Raw genomic sequence first — 12887 nt, 5'->3', positions numbered from 1 at the left:
TTTTAGACCATTAATCTTACTAATTATAATCGAGCAAGTCGTGACGCCTTTTGCCCAAGCCATAATCACCTGGTATGACGCCTACGGTAGAAAGAATCTACCTTGGCAACAAAATAAAACTGCTTACAGCGTTTGGTTGTCAGAGATCATGCTGCAACAAACCCAAGTTGCTACTGTGATCCCTTATTATCTGCGATTTATTGAGCGTTTCCCTACCGTTATCGACCTTGCTAATGCGGAGCAAGACGAAGTGCTACACCTTTGGACAGGGCTTGGTTATTACGCTCGTGCGCGCAACCTGCATAAAGCAGCGAAACTGGTGGCAAGTGAATATCAAGGTGAGTTTCCAATCGATATTGAACAGCTCAATGCCTTACCCGGTATTGGCCGCTCGACTGCAGCCGCCATTCTCTCTTCAGTATATAAACAGCCTCATGCCATTCTTGATGGTAACGTCAAACGCACCCTCGCTCGCTGTTTCGCCGTTGACGGTTGGCCGGGACAAAAGAAAGTTGAAAATCAACTTTGGCACTATGCAGAGCAACACACTCCAACCCAAGATACGGACAAATACAACCAAGCGATGATGGACATGGGTGCCATGGTCTGCACGCGCAGTAAACCTAAGTGCACCCTTTGCCCGGTTGAGCAGCTTTGCGCGGCAAAAAAGCAAGGCAACCCGCTTGATTATCCCGGCAAAAAACCGAAAAAAGACAAACCCGTGAAAGAAACTTGGTTTGTCATGCTGCACCACAACGGCCAAGTATGGCTTGAGCAGCGACCTCAAGCAGGTATTTGGGGCGGTTTATTTTGCTTTCCAGAAAACCATGATGCTGATATCCATTCGCAGCTAGAACGTCGCCATATCAACCTTAATGACATTAAGTCACAACAGCAGTTGATCGCTTTTCGTCATACTTTTAGTCATTACCACCTCGATATCACGCCGATTTTGCTGGATCTATCAAAACAGCCCGACGTGGTAATGGAAGCAGACAAAGGTCTTTGGTATAACTTATCTCAACCAGAAGAAGTGGGCTTAGCCGCTCCAGTCAAACAGTTGCTGGAAAGCCTGCCACATGAACTTCGATAGTTAAAAGGAATCTGTTATGAGCCGCACTGTATTTTGTGCTCGTCTACAACAAGACGCTGAAGGTCTAGATTTTCAATTTTACCCAGGTGAACTAGGTAAAAGAATCTACGACAATATCTCAAAACAAGCATGGGCTGAGTGGCAACACAAGCAAACCATGTTAATCAATGAGAAGAAACTCAACATGATGGATCCAGAGCACCGCAAGTTGCTGGAAACTGAGATGGTTAACTTCTTATTTGAAGGTAAAGACGTTCACATCGAAGGCTACACGCCACCAAGTGAATAATTGCCTTTATAAGCAAAATGATGACATCGCAGTTTTCTACGGTGTCATTTTTTTTGCCGAAAATTCAGAGAACTAAGACAGCAATGAAAAAACTCGCGTATTTTCTGACAGCATTGATATTAACCGGTTGCAGCCGTGAATTTATCGAGAGCATGTATGATATCGACTACGAGCCAACCAACCGTTTCGCCAAAAATCTCGCTCAGTTGCCTGGACAATTTCAAAAAGATACCGCCGCACTGGATGCGCTCATTAATAGCTTTTCCGGTAACATCGAAAAACGTTGGGGTAGTCGAGAAATCAAAGTTGCCGGCAAAAGCAACTATGTAAAATACATCGATAACTATCTAAGTCGCGCAGAAGTCGACTTTCAAAATGGCTCAATCGTCATTGAAACCGTCTCGCCTATCGATCCGAAGCAACACCTAAAGAACGCGATCATCACCACCTTGCTGACACCCGATGACCCTGGCAACGTTGACCTATTCTCATCTCAAGATATCAAGTTAGAAGGTCGTCCTTTCCTTTATCAGCAGGTTGTTGACCAAGATAATCAACCGATTCAATGGTCTTGGCGTGCACAGCGCTTTGCCGATTACCTGATAGCCAATAAGTTAAAGGTCAAAGACGTCGATTTCAAAAAAGCCTATTACGTAGAAATTCCATTAGTCGAAAACCAAGTAGAAATTCGCAGTTATCAATATGCCGATATCGTGCGCCGAGCGTCTAATAAGTATGGTATTCCTGAGGATCTTATCTACGCCATAATTAAAACCGAAAGTAGCTTTAACCCTTATGCGGTGAGTTGGGCTAATGCTTATGGTTTGATGCAGGTGGTACCAAAGACCGCGGGTCGCGATGTGTTCAAATTAGTAAAAAATCGCTCAGGCGAACCAACACCGGAGTATTTGTTTAACCCAGAAAATAACATTGATACCGGTACAGCCTACTTTTACATTCTGAAAAATCGCTATTTGAAAGATGTCACTCACCCACTGACGTTGGAGTACACCATGATTTCCGCATATAACGGCGGGACTGGTGGCGTTTTGAACACTTTCAATCGAAATGACCGAAAACGAGCAATGCGTGACATAAATTCGCTGCAACCGAATCAAGTTTATTGGGCTTTAACCAACAAACACCCCAAAGCAGAAGCACGCCGTTACCTAGAAAAAGTGACCAAATTCAAGAGCGATTTTAACTCTGGAGGTATTTAAAGCCCCTTTTTGGACAAAAACCAAGCAAACGATCGTTATTTTGAAAAAAAATCAAAAAACACGTTGACGTAGGGACTGAAAATCCGTTTAATACGCTCCGTCGCCCGGATAGCTCAGTCGGTAGAGCAGAGGATTGAAAATCCTCGTGTCGGTGGTTCGATTCCGCCTCCGGGCACCACAATTTCTTGATTGTTGGTGCTTAGTACCAGCAGACAGTAAAAGAATATAGTGTGCCGACTTAGCTCAGTAGGTAGAGCAACTGACTTGTAATCAGTAGGTCACCAGTTCGATTCCGGTAGTCGGCACCATTCTTTTGCCTCGATAGCTCAGTCGGTAGAGCAGAGGATTGAAAATCCTCGTGTCGGTGGTTCGATTCCGCCTCGAGGCACCATATTTGGTGCGCTTGCTTAAGCAAGACACAAACAGAATAGTTCCTCCTTAGCTCAGTTGGTAGAGCGACGGACTGTTAATCCGCAGGTCGCTGGTTCGAGCCCAGCAGGAGGAGCCACTTTAAGAAGCCATGTCGAAAGACGTGGCTTTTTTCTTATTGGTCCAAAATACATTATCCCTACCTTCCCTTCTTAAAACGCGCACAAAGAAAATTTCCACAACAAAACAACGAACATAAATCAGCATTATGAAACCGGTTGAAATGACACCTTTTTGCTGACAAAATGCACACCTTCTAGTGACTTGGCCAAATTCCAGCTATGGCCAAACGTGCAAGGAAGCGTGTAATTTCAATGCATTGTAGTTAATTGTGATTAATTTGCGCCACAAATTTAATCCGCGTCATATTTTTGCTTTTAACTCGCTAAGCTCTCATCAAGCTTAATGTAATATTTTCGTCACGGTTAATTCATTCGCTATTCGTTACACAAACAACGATTTAGTGAAGGCCAAGTTTTTTCGAGCCTTAAGCCAGTGGGGAAATATGAAACTCAAAACACAAGCCTATATTCTTTCAGCCATTATTTTAGTTGCCCTGTTGGCACTTACTGTCACCGGTCTATGGACGCTCCGTGTCGCGAGCAGCCTCGACAACAAAGCGCGAGTAACAGAACTATTCAACAGCGCCTATAGCATTTTAACTGAAGTTGAAAAAATGGCTGTAGAAGGCGACATGACGGAGCAAGAAGCGAAAGCACTGGCTACTCGACTACTGCGCAACAATATCTACAAAGACAATGAATATGTTTATGTAGCAGATGAAAACATGATGTTCATTGCTGCGCCACTCGATCCGCAACTACACGGCACCAGTTTCCATGATTTTAGAGATGGTAATGGCGACAGTGTTGGTCAGTTGATCCTCAATGAGCTTAGCCGCTCCAATGGCCAGATGGTCGAATATACCTGGACACAAAAATTACCGGACGGAACCATAGAAGAGAAACACTCTATTGCAGAAAAAACACCTCATTGGGGCTGGGTCGTTGGCACTGGTATCGGTTCAAATGAAGTCAACGCTCGCTTCTGGTCAACCGCTCAATGGCAGCTACTGCTATGTGTGGCGATCGCAGCATGTATCTTTGGTGTATTACTGGTTTCTATTCGCAAAATGTTAGCTCTGCTCGGTGGTGAGCCTCAAGAAGTCCATGATGCGGTTCAAGCGGTAGCTCGTGGTGACATCCAAGCAGCATTTGATAACCGCGCACCAAAAGGCAGTATCTATGAAGCTGTGCAAAACATGAGTTTATCTTTGGCACAATTAGTGAAGAACTTGGATTCATCGATGATCGCACTGCGTCAAGAGCTGGCCAATGTCGAAGATCGTGCTTCAACCATTGCTGAACTAACTGATACTCAGCAGCAGTCAACCGCAATGATCGCCACCGCAATGACAGAAATGGCCTCCTCTGCAAACCATGTTGCAGAATCTGCCAGCGATACGGCACGAAATACAGATGATGCGGATAAAGAAAGCCAATTGACTCAACAGTTGATCCACAATACGGTCGACAACATTCAAGGTTTAGCAATGCAACTTGGCACCGCCAGCCAAGCTGTCGCCGATCTCGATAACGACGTAAATAATATCGCCAAAGTCTTAGACGTAATTGGAGATATTGCAGAGCAAACCAATTTACTCGCACTCAACGCAGCGATTGAAGCAGCACGAGCTGGTGAACAAGGGCGTGGATTCGCGGTAGTGGCCGATGAAGTTCGTAACCTAGCTGGCCGAACTCAAACCAGCACCAAAGAGATCCAGCAAATGATCTCAAATCTTCAAGAAGGTTCACGCAATGCCATTCGCACTATGGATGTGTGTGCTGCAACCAGTGAAAGTACCGTAGAAGAATCGCAAAACGCATCACAGGCATTACAGCAAATTGTGGTTGCTCTTGAATCGATCTCACAAATGAGTCATCAAATTGCTGCGGCCGCTGCACAACAGACAGAAGTGAGCGATGATATTTCGATGCGCATTAACATGATCGAAGAGAGCGGTAGCCAACTCAGTAACGTTGTATCGGAGAGCCATACCAGCACTCAAAGCCTCACTCAACTAGCAAATGAACTCGAAAAATGGATGAGTAAGTTCACTGTTAAGCAGTAAAAATTCATTAAGACGACAAAAGCACGCATATTTGCGTGCTTTTTTTCGACTCACTACTAAACTATTCCTATGCTTTTAGGTTAAAAATTTGTGTCCGCAACTGGCTATAACAAGCATAAATGAGCAAAAACAGCCCATTAAGTACATAAAAACAACAAACGATATTTTTTTTGCAATTTAATGTTGACCCGAAAAGCGAAAAGCCGTTTAATACACCTCGTCGCCCGGATAGCTCAGTCGGTAGAGCAGAGGATTGAAAATCCTCGTGTCGGTGGTTCGATTCCGCCTCCGGGCACCACAATTTTAGTTGTTGGTGCTTCGCACGAACGACAATACAAAATACAGTGCGCCGACTTAGCTCAGTAGGTAGAGCAACTGACTTGTAATCAGTAGGTCACCAGTTCGATTCCGGTAGTCGGCACCACTTATTTAGTGTTTTCATAACACAAACAGAATAGTTCCTCCTTAGCTCAGTTGGTAGAGCGACGGACTGTTAATCCGCAGGTCGCTGGTTCGAGCCCAGCAGGAGGAGCCACTTTCAATCGATAAGACACTGTCTTGTTGATTACGTGCCGACTTAGCTCAGTAGGTAGAGCAACTGACTTGTAATCAGTAGGTCACCAGTTCGATTCCGGTAGTCGGCACCACTTATTTAGTGTTTTCATAACACGAACAGAATAGTTCCTCCTTAGCTCAGTTGGTAGAGCGACGGACTGTTAATCCGCAGGTCGCTGGTTCGAGCCCAGCAGGAGGAGCCACTTTCAAAAAAGCCTTATCAGTTGATAAGGCTTTTTTACTATTGCCTCCAGATAAAATTGTCGCTAAATAAATTTTCAACACTCCCCTGCGCTCTCCTTGAATCTATTAACTCTCATACATTGCTAAATCGCTCTCTAAGCCTCTCAATATGTCTTTTTAAGCAAAGACACCATAGTTATTATCATTCACTAAAAATACACTCATAAGCGCCTACGATGCCAAATAGGCAGTAAGCAACGCTACATCGCCCCTGCTGATCTACACTCAATCACTGACATAAAAAAAGCGTGTATCGAAATACACGCTTTTAAGCTAATCAACTTAAACAATCATCTCGTTGTCAGGACTATGCCGTTTGATTCAGTTGCTTTACTTCTTCATCGAGTTCCGCCAACTTAGCTTCCATTTGTGCTCGACAAAGATTAGACAGTTCACGCACTTGTTCTTTACGGTAACCCTCAGTGCTGACTGGTGGTAACATCTCAACAATCACATGGCCATTGTTCCAACGGTTTAGCTTAATACCATCCGTTGAACTACAAACGATAGGCACCACACCCACCTGCGCACCAATTGCAGCATGGAATGCACCAGTTTTAAAAGGCAATAAGCCACGACCGCGCGAACGAGTACCTTCAGGAAACATCCACACTGATACGTCACTGCTCTTCATGTTATCTACTACCTGATCGATAGTACCCACAGCCTTGCTACGATTCGCTCGATCAATCAGGATGTTACCCGTTAACCAATAAAGTTGGCCGAATAATGGCAGCCAAACTAGGCTCTTTTTACCAACAGTCACCACTTTTGGTGTCACTGCTGAAGATACGGTAAATAAATCCCAGTTATTCTGGTGGTTGGCTATATAGATATGCTGACCACGAGTGTAAGCGTCTTCAGGGATACGCAACTCAAGCTTAATACCAAACACACGTGACATCTTGCCGAAAAGGCGGCCAAACGTGAATACGTGTTTTGGGTTGCGTGGGCTCAATAGACAGTAGCCACAGCCAAAGACAAACATAACTATCGCGAATATCGCAACGGCGAAAACACGTAACAGTGCAATCATTAATGCTCTCCACAAAATGGATGAAAATAAATCGTGGCCATAATTTAACGGATCTTGTGGCCATAAAAAAGCCGAAACCTAAGTTTCGGCTTACATTTGTTAGCTAAAAATCACTAAGGTGATTAATTGGCTTCGCGAAAACGTTCAATATTCGCACCTAGTGCAGACAGCTTATCCTCGATTTTGTCGTAACCACGATCGATATGATAAATACGGTCTACGATGGTCTCACCTTGAGCAATACAGCCAGCGATAACCAAGCTTGCTGACGCTCGAAGGTCTGTAGCCATTACTTGTGCACCGCTTAGAGAGTCGACATCACCACAAATAACAGTGTTGCCTTCAATCTCTGCTTTAGCACCCATACGCATAAGTTCAGGCACATGCATAAAGCGATTTTCAAAGATGGTTTCTGTAATAACACCACCACCTTTTGCCATCATATTTAGCAGTGTGAATTGCGCTTGCATATCAGTAGGGAAACCAGGATGTGGAGCGGTACGCACTGACACAGCTTTAAGCTCGCGATCAGTCATATCCACTGAAATCCAATCATCACCCGTTTCAACTTTAGCACCCGCTTCTTCAAGCTTGGCAAGTACTGCCTCAAGTAGATGTGCATGTGTGTTATGACATACCACTTTACCACCTGATACCGCAGCTGCGACTAGGAATGTACCCGTTTCGATGCGGTCAGCTACGACAGCGTGTTTACCGCCACCTAAACGCTCAACACCTTCAATCGTAATGGTATCTGTACCAGCGCCAGAGATTTTAGCACCAAGCTTGTTTAGGAAGTCTGCGGTATCAACGATTTCAGGTTCGCGCGCAGCGTTATCTAGCACTGTCGTACCTTCTGCCAACGTTGCCGCACACATGATAGTAATCGTGGCACCTACGCTCACTTTATCCATCACGATATGCGCGCCTTTCAAACGACCATCAACATTCGCTTTTACATAACCATCTTCTAGCGTGATAGTCGCGCCAAGCTGCTCTAAACCATGAATATGCAGATCCACTGGACGAGCACCGATAGCGCAACCGCCTGGTAGTGAAACCTGACCTTGACCAAAGCGAGCCACCAGCGGGCCAAGCGCCCAAATAGAAGCACGCATAGTCTTTACTAGGTCGTAAGGCGCACAGAATTCATTGATGCTGCTTGGATCAACATGCACTGAACCATTGCGCTCAACTTTAGCACCAAGGCGCTTAAGTAGCTCCATGGTAGTATCAATATCACGTAGGTGAGGTACGTTAGTGACTTCAACCGGTTCTTCCGCCAAAATTGAGGCAAAAAGGATTGGCAGGGCGGCATTCTTAGCACCCGAAATAGTGACTTCACCCACTAATGGCTGCGAAGAACCAATTACACGAAATTTTTCCATTACAAAACCTTATAGTGACATCAGCTTCTTATCACGAGCCCACTCCTCAGGAGTGTATGCTTTGATTGAAAGCGCGTGGATGTCATTTCTTTGGATATACTCCATAAGCGGCGCATAAATAGTTTGTTGCTTCTTAACGCGACTCATTCCATCGAAACAAGCATCAACAGCGATCACTTCGTAATGGCTACCCTCGCCTTTCACGTGTAGTTCTTCTAGGTTTAGTGCTTCGTTTAATATCTGTTGTACTTTTGCGCTATCCACAATTTACCTCTAATTAATCTTTATGTGCTCAGCAATGCTTTTCTCGACATTGCTCAATGCCAACAAAGTCTTCAGTTGCGTCGGCACGAAGCTGAGCATTATATGACAGTTTCGTTTTTTTGCATGCTCTAAAAGATGAATCAACATGACCATCCCAGCAGAATCAACTCGCTCTATACTGGCCAAACTAATTTCTAGCTGACTTTGCTGAGGTTGCCACTGTTTTAACAGTGCCCATAGCTCGGGCACTGTGTCTCGGTTAAGCTCACCAGTTAGAGAGCAATGTTGTTCATCAATTTGTTGCCACTGATGATGAGCGATCATTGCTTACCCTCAAAGCGAATAGGTTGTGCTGCTAGTGCATCAAGGTCTTTTGCTACAGACAAAATACCTTCTTGACGCAGTTTGCCACTCCATTCAGATTGCTTGCTAGACAATAAACTGATGCCTTCTGCAACCATATCAAATACCTGCCATTCGCCAGTGCGCTTATCTTTACGCAATTTAAATTCCAGCTTGATATTTGGTCGTGGTGCATCAACGATATCAACCTTAACGCTAGTAATTGATTTACTTGCATCAACGGCTTTTTCTGGCTCAAACGCCAACTCTTGATCAGTGTATTGAGTTAATACCTGAGCATACGAAGCAATCAAGTAAGCGCGAAATGACTGCATGAATTGCAATACATCCGCTTTCTTTGCCCCTCTGGCATTTGGACCTAACACTTTCAGCGCTGCGTACTTGTAATTGACGTAAGGCATCAACTCTTCTTCAACGATCACTTTTAGCTGGTTAGGATCTTTTTTAATTGCGCCTTGTTCCGCTTTGAGACGATTAAAGGCAACTTCCGCCACCCCCGTCATCATTTGATAAGGCTGAGTCTTATCAATCTCTGCTGCACTTGCTGCAAATGGCAGCCACAATGCACAAATTAACGTAAAAAACTTCTTTAACATCTTTTATTCTCCAGACTCTGAACCACCGCCAACACTGTAAAGCACTTGACCAATCAGGTCTTCAAGCACCAATGCTGACTTGGTATCTTCGATGTAATCTCCATCCACCAACATCTGTTCATCTTCAAATACAAATCCTGGAACCAAACCGACATATTGCTCGCCGATCAGACCTGAAGTCAGAATTTGTACGCTTGATGTTTCTGGAAACTGGTTGTATTGACTGTTTATCGCCATTTTAACCACTGGCAATAGAGATTCAGGATTCAAAGTAATTGACGTTACACGTCCAACAACGACGCCCCCCACTTTTACCGGTGAACGCACTTTTAACGAGCCAATATTGTCAAACTCCGCATTAACTGTATAAGTATCGTTCGATCCGATCCCTTTTACGTCAGCGACTTGAAAAATCATAATCAAAACTGCGCAAATTCCAGCTAGGACGAAACTTCCCACCCATAATTCGGTTTTACGTGTCTGTTGCATTTTTTAGTTCCCAAACATCAATGCGGTCAGTACGAAGTCTAGCCCAAGTACTGCCAAAGAAGAGTGTACTACCGTGCGAGTCGTTGCACGGCTGATGCCTTCCGAAGTAGGAATCGCATCGTATCCATTAAAGAGCGCAATCCAAGTTACAGTGATCGCGAAAACCAAACTTTTAATAAAACTGTTGCCGATATCTTGGCCTAGGTCGACAGAAGCCTGCATGGTTGACCAGAAACTGCCATGGTCAATTCCCTTCCAGTCAACACCAACCAATTGACCACCCCAAATACCAACGGCCATAAAAATCATCGCCAACATTGGCATTGATAGCACACCAGCCCAAAAACGCGGGGCAATGACACGTTTAAGCGGGTCAACAGCCATCATCTCCATCGAGGAGAGTTGCTCAGTCGCTTTCATCAAACCAATTTCAGCCGTTAATGCGGAGCCTGCGCGACCCGCAAACAGCAACGCCGTGACAACCGGTCCTAATTCACGCAAGAGTGACAGAGCGACCATTTGGCCTAATGCCCCTTCTGCACCGAAATCAACCAATATGACATACCCTTGTAGGCTCAATACCATACCGATAAACAGGCCAGAAAGGACAATGATCAACAGTGACTGCACACCAACACTGTAGAGTTGCTTAATCAACAACGGCGCGTTTTTAATAGGTTGCGGACGAGAAGCTAAAGCGCCAAACAACATTAAACTGGCGCGACCAAAAACCTCGCATATGCGCATAAAGCGGCGGCCAACCAATGCGATAAAATCAGTGATTACGGAAATCATTCAAACAGATCCTCGGCGATAGGTTTGGCAGGGAAACGGAACGGCACTGGGCCATCAGCATCTCCTTTGAGGAATTGCTGCACTTGTGGATCATCATTCGCATACAGTTCTTGTGGTGTACCACTGGCGATAATTTTGCCATTCGCTAGGATATATACCCAGTCGGCAATGCTCATCACTTCTGGTACATCGTGAGAAACGACTACTGATGTCACCCCTAAGGCTTGATTAAGATTACGAATAAGCTCCACCAGCACGCCCATGGTAATAGGGTCCTGACCGACGAAAGGTTCGTCGTACATGATAAGCTCAGGGTCAAGCGCAATAGCACGAGCCAAAGCAGCACGTCGAGCCATACCACCAGAAAGCTCATTTGGCATCAATTGAGCTGCGCCACGCAAACCAACCGCCTCCAGTTTCAGTAAAACCAAGGTGCGGATCAGTTCTTCGTCCAATTGGGTGTGTTCACGTAAAGGAAAGGCAACATTGTCGAACACGGTAAGATCGGTAAAAAGCGCACCAGATTGAAACAACATGCTCATCTTTTTTCTTACTTGATAGAGCTTACGTCGACTTAATGCGGGAATATTGAGACCATCAAACAACACTTCACCACTGTCTGGGGCCAATTGACCTCCAATAAGGCGCAATAACGTTGTTTTACCAATTCCTGAAGGCCCCATAATGGCGGTTATTTTACCTTTGGGTACATGGAGGTTTACATCATCAAATATCACTCGCTTCCCACGGGAAAAAGTCATATTCGATACTGTAACCAAATCACTTGATGACATGCGGTACTCGTCGTCAGAATCCTTGTTGAATAGGCAATCATAAGCAGATCGCCCTCGAATTAAAAGCACTGTTCAATTAAATGTGAAGCACCTTGTTGTAATGATCCAATCCTCGCTTTAAATTGAAATAAATCATTCACCACAAATAATTTAATCTTCAGCTTCCCTTTTATACCTCAACAAGTCAAAATTGGCGGTTAAATTGTTCAGTTTGTAGATAAGTGGGGAATAATGTTACTCAATGCCGTTGCACTTCTTGTTGTCGGTCTGGTGTTTTTAGTTTGGAGTGCGGACCGATTAGTTTATGGTTCAGCTGCTCTGGCCAGAAACTTTGGTATCTCTCCACTTGTTATCGGTATGACTATCCTCGCGATGGGTTCATCAGCACCAGAAATGATGGTATCTGCGACCGCTGCGCTAGAGGGAAAAACTGATACTGCGGTGGGTAACGTTCTCGGTTCTAACATTGCCAATATCGCCTTGATTTTGGGCATTACCGCATTAATCAAACCACTATCTATTAGTTCTGCGGTTATCCGTCGTGAATTACCTTTAATGATAGCGGTAACCGTTATCTCCGGCATTATTTTATGGGATAACTACCTAGGCTTTATTGAAGGTCTATTGTTACTGGGCCTTTTCGCTATTTTTATCTTGGCGATGCTCCGCATCAGCCGCAAAGAAAAACAAAACGGTGACGTTCTTATTGATGAGCAGGAAGCTGAAGTTCCTGAGGGCGTAAGTAACTATAAGGCCGCTTTCTGGGTCGTAGTTGGCCTGATTGTATTGCCTCTTTCTGCTGACATGTTAGTCAACAATTCCGTTATCATCGCTCAATACTTTGGCATGAGCGATTTAGTTATCGGTCTGACTATCATTGCTGTAGGTACCAGCTTACCTGAACTGGCGGCATCGGTTGCGGGGGTAATGAAAGGCGAAGATGATATGGCTGTAGGCAATATCATCGGCTCAAACGTATTTAATATTCTGGCGGTCATGGGCCTTCCAGGCATTCTAAACCCTTCGATGCTAAGTGAGTTAGCGATGGGTCGTGATTTTTGGGTCATGTTAGGTGTATCGCTATTACTGGTTGTAATGGCACTTGGTAAATCTCGCCGCATCAATCGCTTTGAAGGTGGATTTTTGTGTATCGTCTTTATCGCCTACCAAGCTTATTTAATCGCTAATATGGCCGCTTAATA

13 protein-coding genes and 9 tRNA genes are annotated in these 12887 nt (G+C 44.7%); 14 read left to right on the top strand and 8 right to left on the bottom strand.

Going from position 1 to position 12887, the window contains the following annotated elements:
• The first annotated feature begins 40 nt into the window (after positions 1-40).
• From mutY to Vt282_RS01705, 13 genes are all read left to right on the top strand, one after another.
• Positions 41-1093: an A/G-specific adenine glycosylase gene (gene mutY, locus Vt282_RS01765; protein ID WP_162062389.1), complete on the top strand. Its 1053-nt coding sequence runs from the start codon at positions 41-43 to the stop codon at positions 1091-1093.
• A 16-nt stretch (positions 1094-1109) separates the two neighbouring features.
• A complete protein-coding gene (locus tag Vt282_RS01760; RefSeq protein ID WP_162047235.1) occupies positions 1110-1382 on the top strand; it encodes an oxidative damage protection protein in 273 nt (90 codons plus the stop codon).
• Positions 1383-1465: 83 nt separating this feature from the next.
• Positions 1466-2602, top strand: coding sequence for a membrane-bound lytic murein transglycosylase MltC (mltC, locus tag Vt282_RS01755; RefSeq protein WP_162047236.1), 1137 nt, complete (start codon positions 1466-1468; stop codon positions 2600-2602).
• 102 nt (positions 2603-2704) lie between these two features.
• Positions 2705-2780, top strand: a tRNA-Phe gene (locus Vt282_RS01750).
• Between the two features lie 54 nt (positions 2781-2834).
• A tRNA-Thr gene (locus Vt282_RS01745) sits at positions 2835-2910 on the top strand.
• Positions 2911-2917: 7 nt separating this feature from the next.
• Positions 2918-2993, top strand: a tRNA-Phe gene (locus tag Vt282_RS01740).
• A gap of 41 nt (positions 2994-3034) precedes the next feature.
• A tRNA-Asn gene (locus Vt282_RS01735) sits at positions 3035-3110 on the top strand.
• A gap of 426 nt (positions 3111-3536) precedes the next feature.
• Positions 3537-5162, top strand: a complete 1626-nt coding sequence (locus Vt282_RS01730; protein WP_162047237.1) for a methyl-accepting chemotaxis protein — start codon at positions 3537-3539, stop codon at positions 5160-5162.
• 222 nt (positions 5163-5384) lie between these two features.
• A tRNA-Phe gene (locus Vt282_RS01725) sits at positions 5385-5460 on the top strand.
• 50 nt (positions 5461-5510) lie between these two features.
• Positions 5511-5586, top strand: a tRNA-Thr gene (locus tag Vt282_RS01720).
• Positions 5587-5621: 35 nt separating this feature from the next.
• Positions 5622-5697 (top strand) — tRNA-Asn (locus Vt282_RS01715).
• A 36-nt stretch (positions 5698-5733) separates the two neighbouring features.
• A tRNA-Thr gene (locus Vt282_RS01710) sits at positions 5734-5809 on the top strand.
• Between the two features lie 35 nt (positions 5810-5844).
• Positions 5845-5920 (top strand) — tRNA-Asn (locus Vt282_RS01705).
• 347 nt (positions 5921-6267) lie between these two features.
• On the opposite strand, the gene Vt282_RS01700 is transcribed toward Vt282_RS01705, so the two are convergent.
• The 8 genes from Vt282_RS01700 to mlaF all read right to left on the bottom strand — a co-directional run bounded on the left by Vt282_RS01700 (position 6268) and on the right by mlaF (position 11685).
• Complete coding sequence (locus Vt282_RS01700) at positions 6268-6996, bottom strand: 1-acylglycerol-3-phosphate O-acyltransferase (protein ID WP_162047238.1); 729 nt, start codon at positions 6994-6996, stop codon at positions 6268-6270.
• A 122-nt stretch (positions 6997-7118) separates the two neighbouring features.
• Positions 7119-8384 carry a UDP-N-acetylglucosamine 1-carboxyvinyltransferase gene (gene murA / locus Vt282_RS01695; RefSeq protein WP_162047239.1) on the bottom strand — a complete coding sequence of 422 codons (1266 nt, stop codon included), beginning with the start codon at positions 8382-8384 and terminating at the stop codon, positions 7119-7121.
• Positions 8385-8393: 9 nt separating this feature from the next.
• Entirely contained in the window at positions 8394-8648 is a 255-nt protein-coding gene (gene ibaG / locus Vt282_RS01690; RefSeq protein WP_075652422.1) for a BolA family iron metabolism protein IbaG, read from the bottom strand.
• A gap of 9 nt (positions 8649-8657) precedes the next feature.
• Positions 8658-8972 (bottom strand): STAS domain-containing protein, encoded by a 315-nt coding sequence (locus Vt282_RS01685; RefSeq protein WP_162047240.1) that lies wholly within the window; start codon positions 8970-8972, stop codon positions 8658-8660.
• On the bottom strand, positions 8969-9607 hold the full coding sequence (locus Vt282_RS01680) for an MlaC/ttg2D family ABC transporter substrate-binding protein (RefSeq protein ID WP_162047241.1): 639 nt from the start codon (positions 9605-9607) through the stop codon (positions 8969-8971). Before Vt282_RS01680 ends, Vt282_RS01685 begins: the two co-directional genes overlap by 4 nt.
• Before the next feature lie 3 nt (positions 9608-9610).
• The gene (gene mlaD, locus Vt282_RS01675) at positions 9611-10096 is read right to left on the bottom strand and encodes an outer membrane lipid asymmetry maintenance protein MlaD (RefSeq protein ID WP_162047242.1); all 486 of its coding nucleotides are present in this window, start codon (positions 10094-10096) and stop codon (positions 9611-9613) included.
• Between the two features lie 3 nt (positions 10097-10099).
• A complete protein-coding gene (gene mlaE, locus Vt282_RS01670; protein ID WP_162062388.1) occupies positions 10100-10891 on the bottom strand; it encodes a lipid asymmetry maintenance ABC transporter permease subunit MlaE in 792 nt (263 codons plus the stop codon).
• Positions 10888-11685, bottom strand: coding sequence for a phospholipid ABC transporter ATP-binding protein MlaF (mlaF, locus tag Vt282_RS01665; RefSeq protein ID WP_162047244.1), 798 nt, complete (start codon positions 11683-11685; stop codon positions 10888-10890). The genes mlaE and mlaF overlap by 4 nt, the downstream gene beginning before the upstream one ends.
• A gap of 231 nt (positions 11686-11916) precedes the next feature.
• Between mlaF and Vt282_RS01660 the strand changes: the two genes are divergently transcribed.
• Entirely contained in the window at positions 11917-12885 is a 969-nt protein-coding gene (locus Vt282_RS01660) for a calcium/sodium antiporter (RefSeq protein WP_162062387.1), read from the top strand.
• Positions 12886-12887 lie beyond the last annotated feature (2 nt).

Source organism: Vibrio taketomensis (assembly GCF_009938165.1).
Classification (GTDB): domain Bacteria; phylum Pseudomonadota; class Gammaproteobacteria; order Enterobacterales; family Vibrionaceae; genus Vibrio; species Vibrio taketomensis.
This window is presented reverse-complemented; position numbering and strand designations above follow the sequence as displayed.

Excerpts from the sequence above, each read along its gene's own strand:
- Vt282_RS01760 (WP_162047235.1), top strand. The coding sequence starts at position 1,110 with ATGAGCCGCACTGTATTTTGTGCTCGTCTACAACAAGACGCTGAAGGT.
- mltC (WP_162047236.1), top strand. The coding sequence starts at position 1,466 with ATGAAAAAACTCGCGTATTTTCTGACAGCATTGATATTAACCGGTTGC.
- Vt282_RS01730 (WP_162047237.1), top strand. The coding sequence starts at position 3,537 with ATGAAACTCAAAACACAAGCCTATATTCTTTCAGCCATTATTTTAGTT.
- Vt282_RS01700 (WP_162047238.1), bottom strand. The coding sequence starts at position 6,996 with ATGATTGCACTGTTACGTGTTTTCGCCGTTGCGATATTCGCGATAGTT.
- murA (WP_162047239.1), bottom strand. The coding sequence starts at position 8,384 with ATGGAAAAATTTCGTGTAATTGGTTCTTCGCAGCCATTAGTGGGTGAA.
- Vt282_RS01685 (WP_162047240.1), bottom strand. The coding sequence starts at position 8,972 with ATGATCGCTCATCATCAGTGGCAACAAATTGATGAACAACATTGCTCT.
- Vt282_RS01680 (WP_162047241.1), bottom strand. The coding sequence starts at position 9,607 with ATGTTAAAGAAGTTTTTTACGTTAATTTGTGCATTGTGGCTGCCATTT.
- mlaD (WP_162047242.1), bottom strand. The coding sequence starts at position 10,096 with ATGCAACAGACACGTAAAACCGAATTATGGGTGGGAAGTTTCGTCCTA.
- mlaE (WP_162062388.1), bottom strand. The coding sequence starts at position 10,891 with ATGATTTCCGTAATCACTGATTTTATCGCATTGGTTGGCCGCCGCTTT.
- mlaF (WP_162047244.1), bottom strand. The coding sequence starts at position 11,685 with ATGTCATCAAGTGATTTGGTTACAGTATCGAATATGACTTTTTCCCGT.
- Vt282_RS01660 (WP_162062387.1), top strand. The coding sequence starts at position 11,917 with ATGTTACTCAATGCCGTTGCACTTCTTGTTGTCGGTCTGGTGTTTTTA.